Origin of the sequence: Paenibacillus sp. Aloe-11, assembly GCF_000245715.1 — a bacterium.
Taxonomy (GTDB): Bacteria; Bacillota; Bacilli; order Paenibacillales; family Paenibacillaceae; genus Paenibacillus; species Paenibacillus kribbensis.
On sequence record NZ_JH601055.1, the window covers coordinates 88,954 to 114,047 of the forward strand.

The window sequence follows — 25,094 nt, forward strand, 5'->3', positions numbered from 1 at the left end:
CCACACCAATGGAGGCAACTACCCGTCCACGGCCTTCCTTTTCAAAAATAGATGCCTGTGGCTCAAACAACTGTACATAATCCCCTGTCCCGGAGCCGAATGCAGAGGCCACGTTGGCAAAATCAATATTTTGAATCAGCTTCAGATCCTGATGAGGATCAATGCCGTGCTTGCGCAGGCTAAATTCCAGCGACATTTGTGGCATTCCGCCCTTGCGTTGACCTAGAAAATTTTGCTTTTTCAGCTTTTCCCAGTCAAAACTGCCCTGCGTTTGACGAGCAAACAGAAACGTTCCATCCTTCTGTGTCAGTTGGGCAAAATTAATAACGGGGTCCTCCGCCCCTTGCTGATACACATAAATGGATGTTTCCGCGCCGATCAGTGCAATATCCGCCTGATTCGACAGCAACGCCGTCATTGCCTTATCACCACCAGGAATGGTCGCCAATTGGACATCCAGTCCCTCCTGAGCAAACATCCCCTGGCTCAAGGCTACATACTGCGGCGCATAAAAGACCGTGCGGGCTACCTCGCCCAGTCTGATCTCAATCATCTGCTCCCCTTTGGGTGCGCACCCGCTGAGCAGCAGCAATCCGAGCAGTGCAGCAGCCACCACAGCTTTGCAACGAGCGCCGGTTTTCATCCTTGTTCCCTCCCCACCTTTTACATCGTTGACTTCATATATTGTTATGCAACTGTCTATATAATGGTTAATCGCATACAAAAAAACCGCGTTCACCCAGGAACGCGGGACAGATGCACATGCAATCACATTATAGTTTGTATATGGATATATATTTTTCTTCCAGATAGTCGGCAAGATAATCCGGATTCAGGTCCTCACCCGTAATGGCTACAATCAGCTCGGACGGCGTCCGGCTCTTGCCATAACGGTAAATCCGTTCGGTCAGCCATTGCTTGATCGGCTCAAGCTCTCCGGCAGCAATCAGCTCGTCCAGGTTCGGCAGCTCCTTGCGCAGCGTCGCCAAAATTTGCGCCGCATACATGTTCCCCAGTGAGTAAGAGGCAAAATAGCCGAAATCACCACCGGACCAGTGAACGTCCTGAAGTACGCCCAGCCCGTCATTCGGCGGGACAAGCCCCAGATACTCCTTATATTTCGCATTCCATACCTCTGGAAGACGCTTCACATCCAGCTTTTCATTAAACAACATTTTTTCAATTTCATAGCGGATAATGATATGTAAATTATATGCCAGCTCATCCGCTTCAATCCGAATTAATGAATTTTCCACACGGTTAACGGCCCGATGGAATTGCTCTGCCGTAACCTTCGCCAAGCGCTCAGGAAAATGCTTTTGCAAGTCATCGTAATATCGATCCCAGAAAGCACGACTGCGTCCGATTTTATTTTCCCACAAGCGGGACTGGGATTCATGAATCCCCATAGAGGTTCCTCCAGACAGGAGCGAGCCTGCCAGTTCGGGAGCAATATTTTGCTCATACAGTGCATGACCGCCTTCATGCAATGAGCTGAAGATAGCACTGGTCACCTCATCTTGCAAATAATGTGTTGTTATGCGCACATCACCCGGATTTAAGCCCGTGGCAAAAGGATGTACACTTTCATCCAAACGACCTGCGTCAAAGTCATAACCCATTTGTCTCAAAATAAACAGGCTGAACTTCTCCTGCTGCTTGACATCAAACACACCGTCCAGAAAGCTCTTATCCGGCTGGTTGGGTGAAGCCTGGATTTTGGACAATAACGGTACAAGACGCTTTTTAAGCCGATCAAACACAGCATCCAGCTTCTCAACGGTCATACCCGGCTCATATTGATCCAAAAGCGTGTCATATTCCGTGTCCTTGATCCCCCAGTAACCGATGAACTCACGCTTCATATCCACGATTTTTGACAGATACGGTTCGAATCCAGCAAAATCGCTATGTTCCTTCGCTTCTTCCCATTTGCTCTCGGCCTGTGCAGCAAGCGTGCTGTATTCCCGGTAACGATCTGCCGGAACCGAACGATTCAGATCATAATTTTTACGGCATTCCTCCACCAATCTGCGATCATTGTCCTCCAATTGCTCCAGCTTGTCCGCGGCGGCAAAAAATTGCAGCAATTGCCCCATTTCATCCGAGATCATCAGCTTGAACATTTCAGTGGACAGTATCCCCAGCGTTTCCGAACGAATGTCAACACCCTTACGCGGAGCACCTGTGCGTAAATCCCAGTGCAACAGGCCCACTGCTTCGCCATAGCTGCTAATTTTGTGAGAAAGCTCCTTTAATGCCGTCAATTGATCTAACGTCTGTTGCTCCATTATTGAAGTCACCTCTTTAACTAAAAATGGATAAAACTTTACAATGCTTATTACTTGATGATAATGATATTAAAAAGTATAATCAACACACAACACGCACAGCCAGCTTCTGATACACATTTAAAAGTCGTCAGAACTACATATCCACAAAGGAGTAAAGCCTGATTTACGGCCTGTGCTGACCGGAAATTAGGCTTCTTCCATGCTGGTCTGTCGCCAATCATTATTCATAAAAATAAAATGTATACGGAGGGAACAATCGTGAATCACCTCAAAGAGATACTGGATTACAACCGTGTTTTCGTAGAAAACAAAGAATACGAGGCCTATCGTACAGGCAAGTTCCCTAACAAAAGAATGGTCATCATTACGTGTATGGATACACGGCTAACTGAGCTGTTGCCTAAAGCCATGAACCTGCGCAATGGTGATGTCAAAATTATTAAAAATGCGGGTGCGATTATCTCCCAGCCTTTCGGAAGTGTAATGCGTAGCGTACTGGTTGCCCTGTATGAGCTGGAAGCGGACGAGGTACTCGTTATAGGTCACTATGAATGCGGTATGGCTGCGCTGAACGCCGACCATATGGTCAATGAAATGCTGGATCGCGGTATTTCGCAAGAAGTGTTGAACACACTGGAAAACTCCGGAATCAAACTAAACAAATGGCTGAAAGGTTTTGACAATATTGAGGAAGGGGTCGGCAGTACAGTAAAGCTTATTAAAAACCACCCGCTTCTCCCGCCCAATACACCTGTTCACGGGATGGTCATTCATCCGGACACCGGAGAGTTAACGCTTGTCGTTGACGGAAATCAGCAGTAAGCTTTTCAAAAGCCAGAAAATATCCTTCTCTAAAACAAAGGGGTGCCCTATAGCCATTTCTATGGCTTTTGGGGCACCTCCTTTTTATGAAAAAAGCGCATATGCAGGCCAAATGATCAGAGCAATTGGAGACTAATCTATGAACACTCTGTGTGAAAGTTGTCAAACCATACAGTTTCAGTGTACACTTTTTATGAAGCTGCAGAATATCTGCCACAGGGCTGTTACAACCGTTACTATAATGGATGAAGGAGATAAGATCGATGAATTTACTATCGTATGGTCTGTTGGGACTTCTCGCCAGAGAGGAATCCTCCGGTTATGATCTGATGTTGCGTATCCAGCCTTTTTGGCAAGCCAAGCACAGCCAGATTTATCCGCTGCTGTCCCGTATGGAGAGCAAGGAACTGCTAGCCTCCCGCTGGATTCAACAGTCCGACAAGCCTGATAAAAAAATGTATACCATTACCGACAAGGGAATCCATATGCTTCAGCAATGGTCTCAGGAATCGGTGGCTGCTCCAATCACACGGGATGAATTAAGTCTTCGACTGTTCTGCCTTTGGTTGACAGACAAAAGCAGTGCCAACCGCATGCTGGAGGAACGCAAACGCCATTTCATTCAGAAAATCCGGCATTTGGAGGATATACTGGAGCGCATTCCTGCAGAAGATTTACATTTTGGCAGTAAGAACTTTGGTGACTACATCTTAGTGCAAAAAGGTCTTATGAACGCCAAAGCAGGCTTGGAATGGTGTCAGTTAGTTTTGCGCATGCTGCTTGCCGGGGACGTCAGACCGGACACAAATCCGTTTGCGCTTAAATCGCAAGGCTGAATAGATTAGTCAATTCAAGCATGGGATTCAGGTATCGTTATCATTAAATTTTAAAAAATTCAAATTCTTTGAAACCCTTTTCCATTCATTGCGTATTACGGGTAAGCGGTTGTTTGACCTATTTCAAACCAATTTACTGAGGGGGATAATATTTACATGAAGAAGGCATTTACTTTGAAAAATATGATGATGCTGATGATGGCTTTTACATTGTTGATTGCCATGATTGCGCCGTCTACAGCTGATGCAAGGCGAAGTGGCGGATTTAAATCCGGACCAAGATCTTATCAATCTACACCAAGCAAGGCAAATGACAGCAGCAGCGGCATCAATAAGTCTGATAGCGGAACCAAATCTAGTGCAGCTACGGCTAACACAAGCAGAACCGGTGGATTCCTCGGCGGTGGCGGCGGATTCCTCAAAGGTATGATGCTGGGTGGCTTGGCAGGCATGCTCTTTGGCGGACTGTTCGGCAACATGGGTGCACTGGGCAGCTTGCTCGGCCTTGCCGTCAACGTTCTTGCCATATACGTCCTGATTATGGTTGGTGTAGGTATCTATCGTGCCATCAAAAACCGCCGCAGACCTGATGACTCCCGTGGAGGACGTTACTAAGCTATGATTTTGAGTATGGATGAAATTATTAACGCCATTTGTCTGCATATGGCTGAACGCAAGGGTGTTCAGCCCACTGATGTGGTTGTGGAGTTAAGCTGGGATGAGGACACAGGCTATACAGCCGAAGTTCATGTACAGGGCCGCAGTCAGTATTTGGTAGAGGCGAACATGATTGAGGCTATCCTGCGTTACCTGCATTCCGAATATAATATTCGGGCTTATCGCGAGCAGGTCCGATTGGATCTGGATGAAGAAATTACAGCTATTGTCCAGGTCTGAGCGTATATCGCACAGATTAGTTGTGATAAGCACGTTATACAACAGCAGAACCGACCTTTGCTTGATGCAAGGGTCGGTTCTTTTTCGGTTCTATTTTGGTATATATTTCATTCTAGCTGCCATTGGGAGTTTGAATTCATCTACCTGTGCGGCACCCTTTCGAGCAAGCCACGACCGTACATTTCCCGAAACGGCTGTTCCTCCATATGGATATATCCGATATAGCAGCCGCATTCCTTCATCCGGCACGGGCGCTTGGCGCTCAGACCTTCCAGACCATCCCTGTACAGGTGCCCAATCACACGTCGATCCTGATAGCAATGCTTAACTCGTCCATCGCCTTGGACATAAAATACATCCTCTCCCGCACGACATGCTCGCCCCAAACTGCTGTAATCCTGCAAATTCCATTGAAAATAGGGGTCGATCACAGCCAATTCAGCCTTCTCGGCATCGGTATAATAATGGGGACGATCCTTGTAGGCGTTGATCCACAAATAAACATCCTTTGGAAGCTGCGATCGTAAGGAACGAATAGCCGGAAATGCTTGTCTTAATCCGACTGTACCGACACTATAGGAAATCCCAAGCTCATACAGCTTCATAGCCTTTGATATAAAAGCCTGCTCTTTCGTCTCTCCAGGGTGATATGTAGCCCACAGCGCAGCCGTTGCCGGATTCAGCTCCTTCGCCCAATCCAGCTTAGCCGACAGATTCGTCTGTACTGCCACTTTTTCCACATGCGCCATGTGGGAGAATTCAACCATGGTTCTGCGATACCAGGAATGAATCAAGGCTTCTCCATACGGATTAAAAAAAATGGAAAGTCGGTGCCCCAAAGCCCCCTGTTCCCGTACCCAATCGGCAAAACGCTCCAACTGGACCCGATCCTTGTCCAGCGTCTCCCGACTATCCACGTTTTTACTGAACGGACAGTAAGGGCAGGCATAGTTGCAGGAGGTCAACGAACCACGATAATATAGGGTTGCTCTCATGCTCCTGCGTACCCTTCCATACGTTCCCGTACAGCCGTGGAGATCATCCAGTCACCAATCGCATCCGAATAGGCCATTCCTTCCTCCGTGAGCCGCAGCGAGCCCTCCTCAACGACCGCCATACCCGATTCCAGCAGCAACGACATTCCTGTAAAATCGTCGGGCAGGGGTACACCAAAGCGCTCTGCGTAGGCTGATAGGTTCAAGCCTTCCCGATGGAGAAGCGCTTTTAGAATAAAACGCCGTTTGCTCTCATCCGCATTCAAAATAAAACCGTAGTCTGCCAGATCATGACGCTCCGCAGCAACGTAATCTGCAATAATACTGCGGGTAGCTGCAGCGCTAACACCGTACCGACTCGCATAGTGTACATTGCGCGTATAAGAGCGTGCACCACAGCCCAGACCAGCCATGCCTTCCTCCTGACAGCTATATGGCAAAAGCTCCTTGTCAGACACACCCTCATTTTTAGCAAAACGGCGCATGGAATATTGTATATATCCTGCCTGCTTAAGTCTTTCACGTGCTGCTTCATACAAACTTAGCCGGATATCATGCTCCAGCCCGGTATAGCCCGGCTTCAAAATCGTATTTTCTCGAATATATAGTGGATAGAGAAAAATCTCTCCCGGCGAGTAAGACAGGGCTTCCTCCAGAGAATACAGCCAGGTTTCCAGCGTTTGCCCAGGCAGCCCATAGATCAGATCCACATTTAGCAAAGGAAAATTATATTCCACCAGCCGTGCGAGCGCTTCACGCACAAGCTTGGGCTTCTGAGGTCGGTAAATGGCCGCACTCTCTGATTCCACAAAGCTCTGGATGCCCATGCTGACACGGTCTGTCCCACGGCGCTTGAGCACCTCCAGCCGATCCTCAGTCACCGTATCGGGAGAGGTTTCCACTGAAATGGAGGCACGCTTAGGGTCCAGTCCCATAATATTCTCTGCAATGTCAAACAACCGTTCCACCAATGGAGCTTCCAGCAAGGTTGGTGTACCGCCGCCGATGGCAAAACGCGAAAAAGGCCGCCCGCCCATCATAGGCGCCCATTGCCGGGCTTGTCTTTCAAGCGCATCCACATACTCCTTATGTACATCCAGCTGCTTGTCTGGCAAGGTGAACAGGTTGCAAAATCCACAGCGAGCCGCGCAAAACGGAATATGCATATACAAAAAATAGCTCTCCAGCTCCTCCTGCTCCCACAATTCCCGTAACGAAAGCGGAGTATCCAACGCCCGATAAGCCGTTTTGTGCGGGTAAGAATACAAGTAGGAGCGGTAGGGAGCTTCACGGATCGTGCGTGCCCATTCATCAGGGTTCTCAGGCCACAAAAACCTGGATGATACCAGGCTTAGGTCCTTCCCCGAAGAGGTATCGGCAGTTGCTCCTGTTGGGTATGGATGATTTGGATTCATGGCTTTCATTTCTGCTCCCTCCTCGCGCTGGATTGATTTCTACATTTCTTTTGTCTTACAAAATAAATTCGCGATAAGGTACATTCCATACGACCTCATGTGCCAGACGATGCCCTTCATAGCCATCCTCCCCGTAAGCCGTACCATGATCGGAAAAAGCCATACAAAACGTCTTGCCCCGCTTCCGCAAAGCATCAAACAAACGTCCAAGCTGCCCATCCACATACCGCAAGGCCGCTCGCTGGGACTCTACTGAATCCTTCACGGCACCCTCCACAAAATAATGATTAGGCCCATGAATCGCTGATACATTCAGAAACAAAAACAGTCGTTGTGCCGGGTCCGTCTTCTCCAGCAGCTTCAAGGCATGATTCACCTGATGCTCCGTCGAACGGGGATTCGTCACGCCAAACGTCATACGCCAGTAGCTTTCTTGAAAATACCCCGGCAGCACCTTGGCCAGCTTATTTTTTTTCGTGAAAAAAATAACGCCACCGATACAAATAGTCCGATAGCCCTCGTTTTCCAGCCCGGACACGATATCCGGAGCATCAAACAGCCAGGTGTTTGGATGTGTGCGTAGTCCTGTATCCTTGGTGTGAAACAACCGGATATGTGAAGCCTTATCCGTATTCGCAGGTGTTGGCAAAAATCCGCCAAAAAAAGCATGATGTGCGGCATAGGTAAAGCTGCCGGGTGTATGGCGTTTTTCCCAAGGTCCAGAGCCGCATAAATTCGGGCAGTTCTCTTCCTCCAGCTTCGCTACATCATATCGCAGCGTATCAAGCGTAATCATGACAATATCATGAGAGCCGACAATTTGGTTCATATCAGTCATCATCCGTCTTTCCTTTCAAAACCGCATTTCCATTGGTGAGCTGAAGCATTTCCCATTCATACGGATTCCAGCCCTGATGCTTCACCCGGTACAGCAAGTCACCGAACGGGTTTACGTCCAGAATGTAAGGATGACCGCCATGAGCCGGAACCAGCACGTCTAGTCCAGCGACGCGGGAAGCTGGAAAAACACTCATGGCGGCTTCCGCAGTAAGCTGGATCGATTCCACCGTGATCGGTGACAAACCAGCCTCCTCCAGCAAAAGCCGCTCATTACGTAAATGCAGATTCGTGATGGGGCTGCGGCTCAAACGTAAAACCGCATGGCAAGCCTCTGCTCCGCACACGAGTTGGCGCACATCATACACGCGCCTGTTCAGGGTCGCTTTGGGAATCCAGCGCTCCACATGTACCCCTTCCATGCATAGCCAGCCCAGGATGGCATGAATGTCCTGCTTGTCCGTATAACGGCGCAAGCGTCCGGCATTGTAATATACACGCTGACCTTGAACAATTTCCGTTCCAATTGTGGTCACCGCCAGCTCTGCCTGTGTCTGGGGATGTATCTGATAAGCCATGACTCCAGATGCTCCGGAGCCACAAAATATTTTCACAAATACGCGGTGAAATCCGCTCACCTTCATTATCGTATGCAGATCGGCAGGGTCACAAAATGTTCCGGCTGATGGTAAAAGCACTGGCGGGACCCTTATGCCCGCCTTGCCTAATACGACGCTGCAACGCCGCTTATCAAACATCACAGCCACTTCCGCCGGATCATTCATCCAGCGTGCCAAGGGCCAAAGCAGCGCCGCTTCATGCCGCAGCCAGGCCAGCAGACGACAATAGCCCCGGAACCATTGTGCCGGGTGCCAAATACGGCCGTACTGCTCCTGCAGACACCGCGCTTCTGCCGCCAAAATCCTTTTGCCTTGTGTCCATTCCGAGCATGGCAACAGAGAATCATCCCCTTCAGCATCCGGGGCGCCAAGAGCGATCAGCTCACGCTCTACCTCAAAGCTTTCCCCTGGTGCATCCAGTCGGAGCAGCGGACTACTGCCCGCCTGCCCCGCCAGTACTCGAACGAGGCTTTGTTGCACATACACACTGCCATGCACGTGATCTGATGTAGCTTGTGCTGCTATTTGAGCCATCAACTCACCCAGACTGCGTTTCTCCCGAATGGCTCGCAGCACATCTCTATAGGAAACCTCCACCGCGGGTGGAAGCTTCAATTTGCTACGCGCCGCTTGTAGTCCCGTGGTCCGTCGATTTCCCGGATTTCCGAACAAAATAAACGGCTCGCTGGCACTACTGTCTGGTATCCTAACCATAAAGCCACCTCATCAGATTACTCGGTCAATGAAGGATAACGCCAATCATCTTCCTCATCTGCTTCCTGCTGATCATCCACGTTCACAGATAATCCAGAGTTTTTCCAACGCTCTACCATTTCACTGGACATATAATGATAGCTCAAATCCAGATGCTTTAGCCCCTTGATGCTTTCACTTGCCAGCAGAGCCTCTGCTCCTTGATCTGACAACGTACCCTGAGACAGATCCAGCACTTCCAGTTGTCCGATCACTGGGGCATTCGCTGCTGCAATCGCAATTTCATCCTGTATTTCGCTATCTTTTAGCCCCAAATATGTAAGCTTGGGAAAAGGATTGTTGTCCAAAAACGGTAAAACATCTTTCAAACCACCGTCAAAACCGTATTCATCCACCCCCAAATACAGCTCCAGCTTGCGCAGCTCAGGCAGCTCGGCATGATATATTTGCTGAAGGACGCTAGCAGGCAGACCACCGCAAATAATTACCAATTCCTGAAGGTGGCTATGACGAAGCGGCTCCAAGCTCAGGTCCTGGCTTCCTTTGACATAAAAAGACTCCAATGCTGGAAACGCTTCTAGCAGCGGGGACAGATTTGTTTGATTAATCCATGAAACCTCACACTCATCATATTCCATATCGCCGATAAACAGCTTGCGCAGCTTCGGAAATTGATCTTTATGCTGCACCAGCACCGGGATAAAATCCTCAGGCGAATTTTCATAGGCTCCGCCCCAATCCCCAATAATCAGATCTGTAATTTCCGCGCTATCCGGCTTGGCTGCCAGCTCTTCAATCAATTTAGCCATCGTTTGTCCACTCTCATAAGCATCAAAATCCACTACCAATTTTACTTCCATTTTTACAATTCCTCCGATCGTTCACCTGAGAAGTAATATATCCCTGCCTAGTAGACTATCTATTTCCAATTTAGTCTATCCTATCATACCAATGTTCGTCAAAAATAGCCTCTTTCCGACATTAATCCTATGTAAAATATGCGTCATAAAATAAAAACAGGGCAGACCAATAAGCTGCATCGGTCTGTCCTGCTCATGTACTTTCTCATAAATCTCTACCATTTATATAGTTTCAGAAACCAAGTTACTGGCTGATTGTAATCGGAGAATTGTCGGACAGCAACGCCAGGTTATTCACAATTACATTCTCATCATTGCTCAAGCCGCTGGCAACCAGCGTTTGCGAACCTGTCGTTTGAACGGTTTTCACTTCCTTGCGTTTTGCATGGTCTCCGTTTACAACATATACATATTCTTTACCTTGATCCTTTTGAACTGCTGCGGTAGGAACAACAATGCCTTCTTGCGCATTGGCAGCGACGAAGCTGATATCAGCCAACATACCGGATTTCAATTTCATATCCGGGTTCGCAACCGAGATTTTCACAGGGTAGCCTTTGCCGCTGGCATCTAGCGGGCTTACACTTTTAACTGTACCTGCTGTTACAATATTGGATGCTGCTACACGAACCTGTACCTTGTCACCTACTTTAACATTGTTGATCTGTTCAGCTGGAACATAGATCAGTGTATTGACTGTACTCAGATTGGCAATGACCAGCGCAGGAGACTGAGCGGATACCATTTCGCCAACTTCCGCATTCTTTGTACCTACAATACCGTTAATCGGTGATGTAATTACGGTGTCGTCCAGTGCATCTTGCGCAATACTAACATTCAGTTGGGCCTGTTTGAGAGATTGCTGACTGGACTCAATGACCGCAGTATTTTGAGATACCTTAAGCTGATTTTGCGCGTTGCTATAGCCGCTGTTGGCATTACTGTAGCTATTTTTTGCCGTATCATAGCTGTTGCGAGCTGTAGTGAGTGCCTTTTGGGCAGCTACCAGCTGATCTTGAGCATTAGCTTGTGCATTTTGTGCATTTTCGTAAGCCGCTTGCGCGTTCACGACAGCTGTTTTTGCTTGTTCTAATTGAGCTTGCGTGCTTGCACCTGCATCAAACAGGCTTTGAGTACGTGTCACATTTTTCTGAGCATCTGCCAAAGCTTGTCGTGTTTGTTTCACTGTATTGGCGGCCGAGGAGACACCATGTGTCGCCTGTTCTACTGCTGTAGTAGCCTGATTAATTGCACCCTGCGCCTGATTGATTGCACTTTGGGATTGAATCACACCGCTCTTGGACTGTACCACGCCAGAGTTGGCTTGAACCAAGGATGATTCGTGGGATGCCTGAGCGCTGCTTACCCCGGCTGCCGCTGCTGCTGCTGCTGCACGGGCTTTCGCAACATTGTTCCGCATATCCTTATCATCAAGTTTGAACAGCAATTGACCTTTTTGGACCTCCGAGCCGATATCTACAGGCAGTTCAACCACTTTACCGCCTACTTTAGGCACGATATTCACCGTCTCCGAAGGTGTGACAGTACCTGTATAGATGTTCCCCTGTCCGATAATACCCTGCTGTGCTTGGCTGATCTTAACCGGAACAACCATGTCCTGCGCTGCTCCGGTATTACTGGAGCAGCCTGCCAACACTGCGCCGCCGAGGACCAAAGCCGCTAATGTACTTTCTACTCTCAATATTTTCATGATAATTCCCTTTCTTTCTGTCCGTGGAAATAATGTAAGCCATCCAGTCGATATATTTTTGTACTTCTCATGATTCAGCTTCCGGCTGTGTCTTTGCTTTCTTCCTCTGAATAAACAAAAAGATGAGTGGAATCGTGCAAAACAGCGGTATGGATGAAATGAGGAACGTATCCCCAATTCCTCTCGATGTAGCATCCAGTGTGATTAAACTACTGATGGATGACATCCATGAGCTACCCAGTGTCGCTTGCAGCGTATGAGCCGAGTCTTGTGTAATGGACTCGGATATTTGCTGGGCATGGGCTGCCGAACGGCTTTGCATAATCGCGGTCAGCACCGCAATCGCCATAGATGCAGCCACGGTGCGTACCAGATTGGATGCTGTAGATGCATTGGCTACCTTGCTCGGATGAACAGCGTTCATACCGACCGTGGATAATGGCATCATACAGATACCAATTCCCAGCCCCCGTAACGCCATGACCGTTTCCAGCCAGGCATGCGAAGTATCTGGCGTAAGCTGATGAAGGTGATACGTCATAAAGCTGGTTAGCGTCAGACCTACAAGACCCAGAGGCACAATACCGAACTTATCGAACAACCGCCCGGCAATAGGCATCATCGCCGCCATGGCAACGGCCTGTGGAATGAGAATAATACCGGTATCAATCGGTGATACACGCTGAATATTTTGCAAAAACAGCGGTGTAAGGAACGTTCCACCGTACATCCCCATCATGACCAGACTGGAGGCAATAACACTAATCGTATATTTTGAATTCTTGAATAATGAAATTTCAATGACAGCATTATCCTTGCCGCTTTCTACATAGATGAGAAAGACAAGTGCCCAGAAAGCAATAAACAGCAGGGACACAATTCCAAAAGAAGTCCAGCCATCACGCTGACCGTTTGTCAGTGCGTACAAAAGTGTGCCAGCGCAAGTTGCGGCCAGCAAAAAGCCCGGTAGATCAAACGGCTTCGGCTTTACTTTAGGCGGCTCCTTGATAAGGAGGATGACCATTAAAATGGCAAATAAAGCAACAGGCAGACTGACAATAAACAAGAAACGCCAGTTAAACCATTCAATTAAGTAGCCGCTCAGCGTAGGTCCTACAGCTGGTGCCGCCATTGCCGCAATTCCCCATATACCGAGGGACATCCCAATTTGTTCACGCGGCATGATTTTGTAAATAATCGTCATACTCAGCGGCATAATAACACCGCCGCCCAGACCAGCCAGTACACGCGCCGCGATCAGGGAAGAATCACTCCATGCAAAAATGCATATTCCTGTTCCCAGCGAGAACACGCTGAGGGCAAGAATCAAAAACTTTTTGTATCCGATACGCTGCTCCATATATCCGGTAATCGGGACGATTACGCCGGATGCAAGCGTGTAACCTGTAATAACCCACTGAATACGTGTCGTCGTTGATCCTAAGTCCGTCGTCAATCGTGGAATGGCGACATTGATCAGACTGTTGTTCAGAATGGCGACAAAGGCGCCTAAAACGATAGCAAAAAAGGCAAGCCAGCGTTCTTTGGAAGAATCTGTCGAAGGAGCAGCAGCAGTTTCATTGGCAGCCACATGGACCCCTCCTTTTTAAGATGTATGAATTTTTACTTCCACGTTCGTTCCAGGAATGAGCTTCAAATCCTTTGGCTTGTTCACGGCAATTTCTACAGGCACACGTTGAGTGACCTTATTAAAGTTGCCACTTGTGTTCACAGCAGGAACGAGCGAAAACACTGCATTTGAAGCCTCGCCCACTTTGCGAACCTTACCTTGAATGACCTGGTCACCTGCTGCATCAAGCGTAATGTCAACAAGCTGCCCTGGTTTAATACGGTTAATATCAGTTTCTTCAATATTCGTGGACACATACAGGCTGTTCATATCAACCATAGTCGCTACAGCACTACCTGGTGTTCCGATTTCGTGCTCCTTCGAATAAATCTTAATCACAGTTCCGTTAATCGGCGCACGCAGTACAGACTTGCTAATCATACTTGCATCCAGCCCCGATACATCCTGCTCGGCAATCGGTTCGTTGCGCTGCAGTACATCGCCTTCTTCCACATCAATGTGGCTAATCTCTCCGGAGATTTGCGGCATCACCTTATACTGATCAGCTTGAATACGCGCATCGTCACTTTTAACAAAGTGTGTTGCCTGATACCAATAATAGTAGCCAATAGCTCCGCCGCTCAGAATGAGCAGTACGATGAGAATCGGCAATACAGTTTTCTTACTCACTTGTTCCACCCCTGTTGTCCAAAAAATTTTTATTATTCAACGCTAATATTTTAAAATTGAAATATTAGGCCATTAAACCAAATTTAGAACGTAAAATAACGCATGGCTACATACCATGCAAAAGACAGGACTTATTTTATGTACATAAAACAAGCTAACCCATGCTTACAAACTGCCTTCTCTATATTTAAATATTTTCATATAACTATCGTACATTGAAATATTATAGATACATTTATCTATTCAGGCAATACAAATTTTCATTTTTTTCATAATTTTTTTCACAAAAAAAGAACCTTGTCTCCAAGGCTCTTTTCGAAATAAAATAATTCGAATTTTAAATATTTTCTAAGCACACTAAGAGAAAAGCACAGGCCCAAATGACCGTTCTTTGCGATTTTTAGACTCCTGCTCCTCTTTTTTGTTTTTGGTGGTTCCATTATCCCGGGATCGTTGCTGTCCGATGCAATTTCCGCAACGGCAGCGTGCTGTGCTCCTATGCACATCGTCTCTGGAATCCCGCAAAAGCTGTACGTAATCCAAAGATTGCTGCAAAGAAGCGGGCCCCGGAACAAAGCGAACCTTCTTGCCTTCCAGCAGACAATATACCTCAATAAGCTGTGGTAGCGCTCCAAATGCATAATGACAAAATACATTCGTCAAATGTTGAAATGTATGAATGACATTAGGATTATAGTCCACCATATACTTTTGAATCAGTAAGGAATCGGCTCCAGCTGATAGCTGCCAGGCAGCCTGAACAATCAGCGAAATATCGACCTTGAGTTCAGGCACTGGCGTACAAAATTGTTCATACAGCATCACCGGCGTGAGCAGGTCCTTGTTTAAGGCACATATTTTTGACAGCTCGCCTGACACTTTATTTTTAATATCCCAATAGTGGAACAATGATTCAAAGCCGTTCGTCTGCTTGGGCCACCATTTCTCCAGCACATACTGGACGGGGACTTCCCGCCGCACCTCTACTTCCATTCCAAAGTATTCGTTCAGCGCATGGCCTACCGCATATTGGACCCGCTGCCGCCAATTCCAGCCCTCACGCCCGCGCTTTGCCTGTGACGGATGGATTGGCTGCGGCGTTCTCCACATCTCCTCAAGCTGATAGTCGTGCAGAAGAGGATAACCGCTTAAGCTATCGCTATTACGCATACCTATCCCTCACTCTCATTTCAGGAGACTCCAATACCCGCCTGTGCAAACTGTCTTCCATAGGCCCGGCAATTTTCCTTGTCATCATCCAATGGATTGAATTCAATCTTCAGGCTCTCCTGAATCACTGAGGCGCCGCGTTCTTTAACTTTTTCCTCCACCAAATCAACCGCACCACAGAATTGCTCATAAGAAGTATCTCCACTGCCAAATATAGCTGTCTTTTTGCCTGATAGATCAAGTTCGTCCATTTCCTCATAAAAATCTAAAAATTCATCAGGAAGCTCACCATCTCCCCAAGTATATACCCCTAACAGGAACCCATCATAATCGAGCAGCTCTTGCGCGTTGCAATCATATGAAGCCTTTAATTCTGCCTCATGTCCTGCTTGGCGAACGCCCTCGGCAATCAATTCCGCAATTTCCTCTGTATTACCGGTCAAACTGGCATAAGCAATCAATATTTTACCCAAGTTCATCCCTCACCTTTACTTAAAATATGGGATGCTTTCATTCCCTATTACTCAAATAATATTTGATAATGATTCTCATTGTCAAATATTAATTTCGAACAGGGCTTTTATCTGTGATAAAAACATACGCAAAACAGCCGCATCACATGCGGCTGTTCGCTGATCAAACCTATGAGTAAGCAGCTTTTATAAGGAGCTTGCTTATTGATCGCTTTTACTTATTGGTTGCGCCAGTACAGCTCATTCCATTGCAGCTCCTGGCGGAACTGGCGGATATTCGTGTTGTTATCAATAACAACAGCTTCTATGCCTGTCAATTCAGCATAATCCAACAATTGCTCAGTGGTTACAGCATAGGACAATACCGTATGATGTGCTCCCCCCGCATGAATCCATGCTTCTGCGGATACTTCGAGCGAAGGCTCTGGCTTCCACAAAACGCTGGCTACAGGCAGCTTAGGCATATTATTTTTATTTTCCACAGCTTGAATTTGGTTAATGATCAGACGGAAACGGCCTTTCAGTTCAACGATGGACGCTACAAGTGCGTTACCTGGTTTACCTTCAAAAATGAGACGAGCCGGGTCGGCTTTACCGCCAATCCCCAATGGTTGAACGTCAATACGTGGTTTGTTTACAGCAATGGTAGGACATACCTCCAGCATATGCGATCCCATAATTAGTTCATTACCTGCTGCTAGATGGTAGGTATAGTCTTCCATAAAGGAAGTATCCACATTGTTAGCCATCAGCTTCATCAGGCGCGTCAATGCTGCTGTTTTCCAGTCACCTTCACCACCAAAGCCATAGCCTTGAGCCATCAAGCGTTGAGCAGCCAAACCAGGCAGCTGCTTCAGTCCATGCAGATCCTCGAATGTTGTGGTAAAGGCTCCGAAGTCCCCCGCCTCCAAAAACTTCTTCATGCCTAATTCAATACGAGCCTGTTCCAGAATGGAATCACGAACTGCTCCTGGCTGCTTCGCTGCTGCAGACAATTCATACAGTTCATTGTATTCTTCGAACAATGCACTGATTTCGCCTTCCGTCACGTTGTTAACGATTTCAACCAGATCACCCACGCCGTAGCCGTTGATCGACCAGCCTAATTGGACTTGAGCAGTTACTTTGTTGCCTTCAGTAACTGCAACTTCACGCATATTATCACCAAAACGTGCTACTTTGAGGTTTTGGCTTTCGCTATAAGCAGCCGCTGTGGACATCCAGCTGCCAATACGTTTTTGGACCCCTTCTTCCTCCCAATAGCCAACAACGACTTTGCGCGCTACACCCAAACGGGCACCGATAAAGCCAAATTCGCGGTCACCGTGTGCGGATTGGTTCAGGTTCATAAAATCCATGTCGATACTATCCCAAGGAATATCACGGTTAAATTGAGTGTGCAGATGCAGCAAAGGCTTCGCCAAACGAGTCAAGCCGGCAATCCACATCTTTGCTGGAGAAAACGTATGCATCCAGGTAATAATCCCTGCACACAGGTCATCCCCATTCGCATCAATGATCAAACGACGGATTGCGTCGGAATTCGTCAGTACAGGTTTCAATACAACTTCAAACGGCAGATGACCGCTACGGTTCAATCCTTCTACAATTTTGCGGGAATGCTCTTGTACCTGATCAAGCGTTTCGGGTCCATACAAATGCTGGCTTCCTGTAGCAAACCAAAATTTAAACGGTTTCATAATTCAAAATTCCTCCTGTCAGGAAATAAGTATAATTGCAGCTGTGTCATAAAAAAATTATTATGTACGTACAATCCATTCCATTTTTCATTAATGTACTGAAAAACGGAATAGTTGTACGTACAAGTGGGATTGACTTCATTTTAATATGGAAGCGCTCTAATTACAAGTACATCTGAAAAAAATATTTTTGTTCTGCCCTCCGCCCTGCTACTTTGATGGAATCATTCGATTGTTGTTAAGCTTTGTTGTACAATAGATTCCATATGGGGATTTTGTGCAGCCTGCTGCCGGAATCCTGAAATGACTGCTGAAGGATGGATTGTACATGTATGTAGCACAAGGATGGAAAGACTATGAAGTTATGGATACAGGCGGTGGCGAAAAGCTGGAGCGCTGGGGCGATATTGTCCTGCGTCGTCCCGATCCGCAAATTATATGGCCTTTGACCCAGGAAACAGCCGAATGGCGTAATGTTCATGGGCATTACCACCGCAGCTCTTCCGGGGGCGGCCAATGGGATATGAAAAAGCCTATCCCTGAGCGCTGGACGATCAGCTACGGACCGCTTAAATTCCACATTAAACCGACCAGCTTCAAGCATACCGGTCTTTTTCCGGAGCAGGCAGCGAACTGGAGCTGGATGATGGATAAAATCAAAGGAGCAGGCAGACCGATTTCCGTACTGAACCTGTTTGCCTACACAGGGGGAGCCACTACGGCTGCAGCGTATGCCGGGGCGAGCGTAGTGCACGTGGATGCTGCCAAAGGCATGGTACAGTGGGCAAAGGAAAATGTACATTTGTCCGGCTTGGCTGATCGTCCGGTACGCTTTATTACAGACGACGTGTTTAAGTTCGTGCAACGGGAACAGCGCAGAGGCAACCGTTATGATGCGATTATTATGGACCCTCCTTCTTACGGACGCGGACCAAACGGAGAAACTTGGAAGCTTGAAGAAAGCTTGTATCCGTTTCTGGAATCCTGCATGAACATCATCTCGGATCAACCGTTGTTTGTGCTGATCAACTCCTATACCACCGGTATTTCCCCAACTGTACTGCATAACATGCTGAGCATGACTATGAAACAAAAATACGGCGGGCAAATTAGCGCTGGTGAAATCGGATTACCAATCACACGCTCGGGATTGAATTTACCTTGCGGTATTCTCGGACGCTGGGAGGCTTAATTCCCTTTATGACTCCAGATGAACTCACCCGACACGGGCATGCAGAACCGAAGATTCCTGTTTTATATGAGGACAATCATGTTTTGGCGGTTGTAAAGCCCGTCAATGTTCCGACACAAGAGGATGCCAGCGGAGATCCTGATCTGCTGTCGTTACTGAAGGAAGACCTTAAAATCAGACACCATAAGCCTGGCAACGTTTTTTTGGGTCTGGTTCACAGACTGGATCGCCCTGTAGGCGGAGCTATGATCTTTGCCAAGACGTCCAAAGCTGCTTCGCGGCTGTCAGAGTCGGTTCGAGGCCGCCATTTCCGCAAAATGTATACAGCCGTCCTGAATGGTGTTCCCGCGGCTCCGCAAGGTCGTCTGACCCATTACCTGCTAAAGGATAGCCGTACGAATACCGTTCAAGCTGTTCGGCCCGGCACGACTGGCGCCAAGGAAGCTGTTTTGGAGTATCGCGTGCTTGGGCAAGTAGATGGGCTCAGTCTGGTGCAGATTCAACTGCATACCGGACGCTCGCACCAGATTCGTGTGCAAATGCAGGCGATCGGCTGTCCTCTCTACGGGGATCAAAAATATGGCGGCAGCCTGAGCCGTCCCGGTCAACAGCTCGCACTCTGGTCCTTGCTTGCCGGAGCACCGCATCCAGTCAGCAAGGAGGATATGAGCTTTCACTCGCTGCCTCCCGCCCAATTTCCGTGGAGCGAATGGCATGTGTCGCTTTATGAGAGCATGATTATGCCTGGAAATTAAGTGGACAAGCTCTGTCCCATTTAGCTTTCGACATCGTCAATCCATACGCACAAATAACCCGCAGTGCATGTATCAAACAAACATGCATTGCGGGTTATTTTGTGCGAAAAATTTTCAGTAGCTCTCATCCTTATGACGAGGAAGCCACGGTTTGCCCTTGCTTGCTGTTCACCAGTTGTTGGCGTGGTCGAGCGTTTTGAACATTCGTATTTTTGATGAAAAACGCTAAAATCAGAGCTGTCACACTCAGCAGAGTTGCAATAATAAAGGCCGAGTTAATACCATAAATCGTAGCCTGATTGCCTGCAGCCAGCATCTCCGCTTTGTTCGTAACGTTGAGTCCCTCGGATGCAACAATCGTTGTCAGACGGTTGCTGGTTTGAGTCGACATCACCGTCACCAGAATTGCCGTCCCTATGGAGCCGGAAATCATACGCAGCGTGTTGCTCATCGCCGTACCATGCGCGTTTAATCGTTGCGGAAGCTGATTCAATCCGGCTGTCTGGATCGGCATCATCAGCAATGACATCCCAAACATCCGTACCGTGTAATTTATTAACAGTGCCAAATAGGTGGTTGATTCGGTCAACCGTGTAAACTCCCAAGTCGTTACAACCATAATCAACAGGCCAATGACAGACAACCAGCGCGCTCCGATTCGGTCAAAGATCACTCCCGTTACCGGAGACATAATCCCCATCAGAATCGCTCCCGGCAGCATGAGCATACCGGACTGGAGCGGCGAAAAACCGCGAATATTTTGCAAATAAATCGGCAGCAATATCATACCAGCGTACAAAGCCATCGTCACAATAACATTAATAATCGTCGTCAGGCTGTACACATCGTATTTAAAAATACGGAACTCCAGCATCGGTTCATCGACCTTCAGCTGGCGAGCAATAAACAGGATAAGCGCAATCGTCCCAACGATAAGCGTAGACAACACCGGGATACTTCCCCAACCTGATGTTCCCGCATCACTAAAGCCATATAACAATCCGCCAAACCCGAGTGTAGATAAAATGATGCTTGGAATATCCAGCTTAGGCTTAGACTGCTCCGTTACATTTTTCAGAAAAATAGCTCCAATGATCACTGAAATGATTGAAATCGGCAAAATGATCCAGAATAATACCCGCCAATCATAATTTTGAACAATATAACCTGATAAGGTTGGTCCAATGGCTGGGGCAAAGCCCATCGCAATCCCGAGTGTGCCCATCGCCCGTCCACGACGCTCTATCGGAAAGATGTTCAAGATCACGACCATCATTAAAGGCATCATAATGCCTGCACCTGCGGCCTGAATAAGCCGGCCGATCAGCAGAATGCTAAAGCTTGGTGCTATAGCACACAACAGCGTACCTATTGAAAAAATAATCATCGCGCTAATAAACAATTTGCGAGTGGAGAAACGGGCAATCAAAAATGCGGTCACCGGGATCAACACTCCGTTCACGAGCATAAAACCCGTGCTAAGCCACTGAGCCACGTTGGCATCTACATTCAGATCATTCATCATTTTGGGTAGAGCCACACTAATTAATGTCTGGTTTAAAATGGCAACAAACGCGCCAATCAACAGAGCGGCCACAATCGGTGCCCTACGCATGTTACCTGCTAGTGTCATTTGAGGACTGCTCAAGTTGATTCATTCCCTTCGATGTCAGCTTCATAATCATTTGCTTGTGGATATCCAGGACCATGTCCAGCTGCTCCTTTGGAATATCCAAAATAGGCAGGATGCGTTCCATCCACATGGCATCCACTTTTTGCATAGTATCTTTTCCTTCGGGCGTCAGGGATAACACCAATGATCTGCGATCATGCTCATCTCGTTCACGAGCGACATATCCTGCCTTCGCCAGACGATCAATCACGCCGCTCATGGAGCTGCATCCCATACGAGCGATGTCCGCCAGCTCGGATAGCCCAATGCTGGGGCGTTCATTCAAAACTGACAGCACCAAATGCTGAATGGCAGTCAGATCCAAATGCCGTTCTTCATTCCAGAAGGCGTGAAATATCGTTTTGTTAACCTCCCTTATCGACTGAATAATCCGGTACACCTCAAGTCTTTCCTTCTCTCTGTCCTCCAATGGAACCATCCTTCTTCCCATTTCCCAGTCACATTTCATATACATAATCAAGCAACTATTCGTATACAAAATGTTATTAAGTTATAACTAACTTTATCACTTTCTATGTATATGTCAACTTTAGCCCAATGACCCTTTGTTTGTAGTACAAAAAATGCGGATAGGAATGCCCTGATGGACATATCTATCCGCATGATCGTAATTGCTATCAGGGATGTGTGTTACTCTGCTTGCTCGATTTGTTCCTTTTCTCCCGCTGCTTCACTTGTCGAGACTGAAGTTTTCGTCTTTGTTGTGATTTTACCCAACAAATAGACCAGCAAATTTTGATTATGCTGAGAAATCCGGTTGAGTGCGGAGCCCAAAAAATTATCACGGATTTGCAAACCGCGTTCCGCCTCTTCTCTGCCTTGATCTGATATGACAATCCATACAATTCTGCGGTCCTTTACGTCTCTGAAACGGGTGACCAGTCGATTCCGCTCCATTCGATCCAGCAGCATTGTAATCGCCGCAGGGGTGGTCGCCAGATACGGGATCAATTGAGACGGCTTCATGCGGCCGTATTCGTTCAGAACCTCCAGCACCGTGAGCTGAGCCTCAGTTAGTGATGGAGCCAACTGCTGCTCCATATGAACCTTGTAATCCTTAGCCATTCTGGACCAGATTTTCGCAAATTCGGTCGTTTGCATTTTGCCTCACTCCTCTGAATAACAGGATCGGTAAAAAAACAAAGTTACCGCATCGGCCACCGTCCGGATTATATTTCATCATATTAAATTTTCGCCATTTCCCCCTGGTTTCCTGCTGTTTTTGGGGCATTCATTGAAAACGGGAAGGAAGTCTCACTCCGGTTTTGAAGGCTTTTCAAGGTTCGACAGCATGACGGCAAAAAGGTCCTCATTCGTGCCGGATTGGCACGTGAGGACCTCTCTTTTTCGAGCTAAACAGCGCTTGACTTCACAATTATTCTACGGACTGTGAAATCTGCGGCTCACTATGCTGCAGTACATTCACAATTTCGTCTTTCTTTTCCACAGGAGCCAGCAGTTTACCCGTATCCTTGCGGTCGGCTAGCGGAGCTTTTTCTGAAAGGAACGACAGCATTTGTCCTTCTGCAGTGATAACCTGCAACTGAACAGCTTCACGGCAATAGAAGGCAGCCACGATTCGAGTTCCATTCGAACGTACCCGCTTGCCTTCCTTGAATTCGAAGGTAGCGATTCCTTTACCGCCTCTTCCCTGAGAAGGATAATCGAGCAGAAGCGTACGCTTGCCGTAACCGGATTCGGTCAACACCAGCACCTCTCCTTCATCCTCTTCCACCCACAGCGCTGCCACAATTTCATCGCCTTCCGCCAGTTGTATACCTTTGACACCAGCCGAGACGCGGCCCATGGCATTAACCTCTTGCTCCTTGAAGCGTATGCTCATCCCCGCACGGGTAATCAGCATAATATCTTTGGTACTATCGCTCAACGTTACTGATAATATCTCATCGTCCCCTACCACCTTGCAGGCGGCTACGGCACTGGAGCGCTTTGTAGCATATTCTGCCAGTTCTGTTCGCTTGACTTGCCCTTTTTTGGTTACAAACACCAGACTTTTGCCGATTTCCTCCATGTTTTTGATCGGAATAACGCTTACGATTCGATCTTCCTTCGATAGCGAAATAACATTGACAATCGGAGTGCCCGGCTCTTTCCATTTATACTCCGGTACCTGATGTACAGGCAGTAAAAAGTATTGTCCACGCTGGGTGAAGACGAGCAGCACATCCAGTGTATTCACGTCAAGGAATTGGGTAATGTAGTCCCCTTCTTTAACGCCGGAATTGGAACGCTCCCCGCCGGAACGAGTGAACGACAGCATACTTGTACGCTTCACATAGCCATCTTTCGAGAGGGTCAGCAGCACATCCTCTGCCGCAACCATGACCTCCAGATTTACCTTAATCTCTTCTACCTCACCCTGTATCTCGGAGCGACGATCCATGCCGTACTTTTCACGAATTTCCAGCAGTTCCTTACGGATCAGGCTGATCAGCTTGCGGTCACTTTCCAGAATAGAACGGTATTGCGTGATTTTCTTCTGAATGTCAGCCAGCTCTTTTTCGAGGGTGGTAATTTCGAGATTCGTAAGACGGTACAATTGCAAGGTCAAGATCGAATCCGCTTGACGTTCGCTAAAGCCAAACATCCATTGCAAATTATTTTGCGCATCCTGGCGATTTTTAGAAGCTTTAATAGCCGCGATGACTTCATCCAGAATGTTCAGCGCCTTGACTAAACCTTCCAGTACATGTGCACGGTCCTCCGCCTTTTCCAGTTCAAACTTGATACGGTTTGTGACAACTTCGCGCTGGTGTGCAATATACGCTTCCAAAATGGACTTTAGTCCAAGCTGGTGCGGCGCTTTGTTCACAATAGCAACCATATTGAAATTATATGCCACCTGGAGATCGGTTTTTTTCAGCAGATACGCCAAAATCCCTTCCGCATCAGCTTCCTTCTTCAGTTCCACAACAATACGCAGGCCATTTCGTCCACTCTCGTCACGAACCTCAGCAATTCCTTCTACCTTTTTCTCCAGACGGATATTTTCCATTGCGGTCACAAGTCTGGATTTGACAATCTGGTAAGGAATCTCTGTAATGACCAGCTGCTGCTTACCTCCACGCAAGGATTGAATTTCCGTTTTGGAACGGATATAAATACGTCCTTTACCTGTTCTGTAAGCCTCCTTGATGCCTTCGCCACCCATAATCAGTCCGCCAGTGGGGAAATCCGGTCCCTTAATAAAGGTCATAATCTCTTCCAGCTCGATCTCCGGCTTTTCCATCACTGCGATGGTGGCGTCGATAACCTCACGCAAACTGTGCGTTGGAATTTCCGTTGCAAATCCCGCTGAAATCCCGCTGGAGCCGTTCACCAGCAGATTCGGGTAACGGGATGGCAGCACAACAGGTTCCTTGGCCGAGTTATCAAAGTTATCCTTGAACAAAACCGTACGTTTTTCGATATCACGCAGCATTTCCATTGCGATCGGAGACAAGCGCGCCTCCGTGTAACGCATAGCTGCCGCAGGATCGTCGTCCTGGGAACCCCAGTTGCCGTGACCATCCACCAGTACGTGGCTCATTTTCCAAGGTTGCGCCATCCGTACCATCCCATCGTAAATAGATGAGTCACCGTGAGGATGGTAATTACCCATAACGTCCCCAACGGTTTTGGCGGATTTACGATATGCTTTTTCCGGTGTATTCCCTGAATCGTACATCGCGTACAGAATCCGGCGTTGCACGGGCTTTAATCCGTCCCGTACATCAGGTATCGCCCGATCCTGAATTATATATTTGGAATATCGGCCAAAGCGGTCACCGACCATTTCCTCCAGATTCGCTGGCAAAAATTGCTCCGATAAGCTCATGTCTACACCTCA

General features: G+C 47.6%; 23 protein-coding genes. 6 read left to right on the top strand and 17 right to left on the bottom strand.

Annotated features, from left to right (window positions below; genetic code table 11):
* Together WG8_RS28450 and WG8_RS13270 are read right to left on the bottom strand one after the other, a co-directional pair.
* Positions 1 to 643, bottom strand: a 643-nt coding sequence (locus tag WG8_RS28450) for an ABC transporter substrate-binding protein (RefSeq protein WP_007430704.1), incomplete at its 3' end; no start/stop codon positions are given.
* Between the two features lie 130 nt (positions 644 to 773).
* Entirely contained in the window at positions 774 to 2,291 is a 1,518-nt protein-coding gene (locus WG8_RS13270) for a carboxypeptidase M32 (RefSeq protein ID WP_007430705.1), read from the bottom strand.
* Between the two features lie 261 nt (positions 2,292 to 2,552).
* Between WG8_RS13270 and WG8_RS13275 the strand changes: the two genes are divergently transcribed.
* From WG8_RS13275 to WG8_RS13290, 4 genes are all read left to right on the top strand, one after another.
* Positions 2,553 to 3,116 (top strand): beta-class carbonic anhydrase, encoded by a 564-nt coding sequence (locus WG8_RS13275; protein WP_007430706.1) that lies wholly within the window; start codon positions 2,553 to 2,555, stop codon positions 3,114 to 3,116.
* A gap of 263 nt (positions 3,117 to 3,379) precedes the next feature.
* The gene (locus WG8_RS13280; protein ID WP_007430707.1) at positions 3,380 to 3,952 is read left to right on the top strand and encodes a PadR family transcriptional regulator; all 573 of its coding nucleotides are present in this window, start codon (positions 3,380 to 3,382) and stop codon (positions 3,950 to 3,952) included.
* A gap of 156 nt (positions 3,953 to 4,108) precedes the next feature.
* On the top strand, positions 4,109 to 4,567 hold the full coding sequence (locus WG8_RS13285) for a hypothetical protein (RefSeq protein ID WP_007430708.1): 459 nt from the start codon (positions 4,109 to 4,111) through the stop codon (positions 4,565 to 4,567).
* Between the two features lie 3 nt (positions 4,568 to 4,570).
* The gene (locus WG8_RS13290; protein ID WP_007430709.1) at positions 4,571 to 4,849 is read left to right on the top strand and encodes a YxcD family protein; all 279 of its coding nucleotides are present in this window, start codon (positions 4,571 to 4,573) and stop codon (positions 4,847 to 4,849) included.
* 140 nt (positions 4,850 to 4,989) lie between these two features.
* Here WG8_RS13290 and WG8_RS13295 read toward each other — a convergent pair whose 3' ends face one another.
* The 11 genes from WG8_RS13295 to araA form a co-directional block, all read right to left on the bottom strand.
* The gene (locus WG8_RS13295) at positions 4,990 to 5,844 is read right to left on the bottom strand and encodes an STM4011 family radical SAM protein (RefSeq protein WP_007430710.1); all 855 of its coding nucleotides are present in this window, start codon (positions 5,842 to 5,844) and stop codon (positions 4,990 to 4,992) included.
* Positions 5,841 to 7,268 (bottom strand): STM4012 family radical SAM protein, encoded by a 1,428-nt coding sequence (locus tag WG8_RS13300; RefSeq protein ID WP_007430711.1) that lies wholly within the window; start codon positions 7,266 to 7,268, stop codon positions 5,841 to 5,843. Before WG8_RS13300 ends, WG8_RS13295 begins: the two co-directional genes overlap by 4 nt.
* 46 nt (positions 7,269 to 7,314) lie before the next feature.
* A complete protein-coding gene (locus WG8_RS13305) occupies positions 7,315 to 8,097 on the bottom strand; it encodes an STM4013/SEN3800 family hydrolase (RefSeq protein WP_007430712.1) in 783 nt (260 codons plus the stop codon).
* Entirely contained in the window at positions 8,090 to 9,430 is a 1,341-nt protein-coding gene (locus WG8_RS13310; RefSeq protein WP_007430713.1) for an STM4014 family protein, read from the bottom strand. Before WG8_RS13310 ends, WG8_RS13305 begins: the two co-directional genes overlap by 8 nt.
* 17 nt (positions 9,431 to 9,447) lie before the next feature.
* A complete protein-coding gene (locus tag WG8_RS13315; protein WP_007430714.1) occupies positions 9,448 to 10,290 on the bottom strand; it encodes an STM4015 family protein in 843 nt (280 codons plus the stop codon).
* A 244-nt stretch (positions 10,291 to 10,534) separates the two neighbouring features.
* Positions 10,535 to 12,001 carry an efflux RND transporter periplasmic adaptor subunit gene (locus WG8_RS13320; protein ID WP_007430715.1) on the bottom strand — a complete coding sequence of 489 codons (1,467 nt, stop codon included), beginning with the start codon at positions 11,999 to 12,001 and terminating at the stop codon, positions 10,535 to 10,537.
* Positions 12,002 to 12,068: 67 nt separating this feature from the next.
* Complete coding sequence (locus WG8_RS13325) at positions 12,069 to 13,592, bottom strand: DHA2 family efflux MFS transporter permease subunit (RefSeq protein WP_007430716.1); 1,524 nt, start codon at positions 13,590 to 13,592, stop codon at positions 12,069 to 12,071.
* A 15-nt stretch (positions 13,593 to 13,607) separates the two neighbouring features.
* Positions 13,608 to 14,261: an HlyD family secretion protein gene (locus WG8_RS13330; RefSeq protein ID WP_007430717.1), complete on the bottom strand. Its 654-nt coding sequence runs from the start codon at positions 14,259 to 14,261 to the stop codon at positions 13,608 to 13,610.
* Between the two features lie 357 nt (positions 14,262 to 14,618).
* Entirely contained in the window at positions 14,619 to 15,431 is an 813-nt protein-coding gene (locus WG8_RS13335; RefSeq protein WP_007430718.1) for a hypothetical protein, read from the bottom strand.
* A 20-nt stretch (positions 15,432 to 15,451) separates the two neighbouring features.
* On the bottom strand, positions 15,452 to 15,910 hold the full coding sequence (locus WG8_RS13340; protein WP_043891056.1) for a flavodoxin: 459 nt from the start codon (positions 15,908 to 15,910) through the stop codon (positions 15,452 to 15,454).
* Between the two features lie 212 nt (positions 15,911 to 16,122).
* Positions 16,123 to 17,604: an L-arabinose isomerase gene (araA, locus tag WG8_RS13345; protein ID WP_007430720.1), complete on the bottom strand. Its 1,482-nt coding sequence runs from the start codon at positions 17,602 to 17,604 to the stop codon at positions 16,123 to 16,125.
* A gap of 328 nt (positions 17,605 to 17,932) precedes the next feature.
* On the opposite strand from araA, the gene WG8_RS13350 reads away from it, so the two are divergent.
* Both WG8_RS13350 and WG8_RS13355 read left to right on the top strand, forming a co-directional pair.
* Entirely contained in the window at positions 17,933 to 18,796 is an 864-nt protein-coding gene (locus WG8_RS13350) for a class I SAM-dependent methyltransferase (protein ID WP_007430721.1), read from the top strand.
* A gap of 8 nt (positions 18,797 to 18,804) precedes the next feature.
* Complete coding sequence (locus WG8_RS13355; RefSeq protein WP_007430722.1) at positions 18,805 to 19,551, top strand: RluA family pseudouridine synthase; 747 nt, start codon at positions 18,805 to 18,807, stop codon at positions 19,549 to 19,551.
* 130 nt (positions 19,552 to 19,681) lie between these two features.
* Here WG8_RS13355 and WG8_RS13360 read toward each other — a convergent pair whose 3' ends face one another.
* From WG8_RS13360 to gyrA, 4 genes are all read right to left on the bottom strand, one after another.
* A complete protein-coding gene (locus WG8_RS13360) occupies positions 19,682 to 21,184 on the bottom strand; it encodes a DHA2 family efflux MFS transporter permease subunit (protein ID WP_043891057.1) in 1,503 nt (500 codons plus the stop codon).
* Positions 21,168 to 21,653, bottom strand: coding sequence for a MarR family winged helix-turn-helix transcriptional regulator (locus WG8_RS13365; protein WP_007430724.1), 486 nt, complete (start codon positions 21,651 to 21,653; stop codon positions 21,168 to 21,170). The genes WG8_RS13360 and WG8_RS13365 overlap by 17 nt, the downstream gene beginning before the upstream one ends.
* 221 nt (positions 21,654 to 21,874) lie before the next feature.
* Positions 21,875 to 22,345, bottom strand: coding sequence for a MarR family winged helix-turn-helix transcriptional regulator (locus WG8_RS13370; protein WP_007430725.1), 471 nt, complete (start codon positions 22,343 to 22,345; stop codon positions 21,875 to 21,877).
* Between the two features lie 274 nt (positions 22,346 to 22,619).
* Positions 22,620 to 25,082, bottom strand: coding sequence for a DNA gyrase subunit A (gene gyrA / locus WG8_RS13375; protein ID WP_007430726.1), 2,463 nt, complete (start codon positions 25,080 to 25,082; stop codon positions 22,620 to 22,622).
* Between the last annotated feature and the right edge of the window lie 12 nt (positions 25,083 to 25,094).

Bases quoted from the DNA above. Each gene is read 5' to 3' on its own strand.
- WG8_RS13270 (WP_007430705.1), bottom strand. From the start codon at position 2,291: ATGGAGCAACAGACGTTAGATCAATTGACGGCATTAAAGGAGCTTTCT.
- WG8_RS13280 (WP_007430707.1), top strand. From the start codon at position 3,380: ATGAATTTACTATCGTATGGTCTGTTGGGACTTCTCGCCAGAGAGGAA.
- WG8_RS13285 (WP_007430708.1), top strand. From the start codon at position 4,109: ATGAAGAAGGCATTTACTTTGAAAAATATGATGATGCTGATGATGGCT.
- WG8_RS13290 (WP_007430709.1), top strand. From the start codon at position 4,571: ATGATTTTGAGTATGGATGAAATTATTAACGCCATTTGTCTGCATATG.
- WG8_RS13295 (WP_007430710.1), bottom strand. From the start codon at position 5,844: ATGAGAGCAACCCTATATTATCGTGGTTCGTTGACCTCCTGCAACTAT.
- WG8_RS13300 (WP_007430711.1), bottom strand. From the start codon at position 7,268: ATGAAAGCCATGAATCCAAATCATCCATACCCAACAGGAGCAACTGCC.
- WG8_RS13305 (WP_007430712.1), bottom strand. From the start codon at position 8,097: ATGACTGATATGAACCAAATTGTCGGCTCTCATGATATTGTCATGATT.
- WG8_RS13310 (WP_007430713.1), bottom strand. From the start codon at position 9,430: ATGGTTAGGATACCAGACAGTAGTGCCAGCGAGCCGTTTATTTTGTTC.
- WG8_RS13315 (WP_007430714.1), bottom strand. From the start codon at position 10,290: ATGGAAGTAAAATTGGTAGTGGATTTTGATGCTTATGAGAGTGGACAA.
- WG8_RS13320 (WP_007430715.1), bottom strand. From the start codon at position 12,001: ATGAAAATATTGAGAGTAGAAAGTACATTAGCGGCTTTGGTCCTCGGC.
- WG8_RS13335 (WP_007430718.1), bottom strand. From the start codon at position 15,431: ATGCGTAATAGCGATAGCTTAAGCGGTTATCCTCTTCTGCACGACTAT.
- WG8_RS13340 (WP_043891056.1), bottom strand. From the start codon at position 15,910: ATGAACTTGGGTAAAATATTGATTGCTTATGCCAGTTTGACCGGTAAT.
- araA (WP_007430720.1), bottom strand. From the start codon at position 17,604: ATGAAACCGTTTAAATTTTGGTTTGCTACAGGAAGCCAGCATTTGTAT.
- WG8_RS13350 (WP_007430721.1), top strand. From the start codon at position 17,933: ATGTATGTAGCACAAGGATGGAAAGACTATGAAGTTATGGATACAGGC.
- WG8_RS13355 (WP_007430722.1), top strand. From the start codon at position 18,805: ATGACTCCAGATGAACTCACCCGACACGGGCATGCAGAACCGAAGATT.
- WG8_RS13360 (WP_043891057.1), bottom strand. From the start codon at position 21,184: ATGACACTAGCAGGTAACATGCGTAGGGCACCGATTGTGGCCGCTCTG.
- WG8_RS13370 (WP_007430725.1), bottom strand. From the start codon at position 22,345: ATGCAAACGACCGAATTTGCGAAAATCTGGTCCAGAATGGCTAAGGAT.
- gyrA (WP_007430726.1), bottom strand. From the start codon at position 25,082: ATGAGCTTATCGGAGCAATTTTTGCCAGCGAATCTGGAGGAAATGGTC.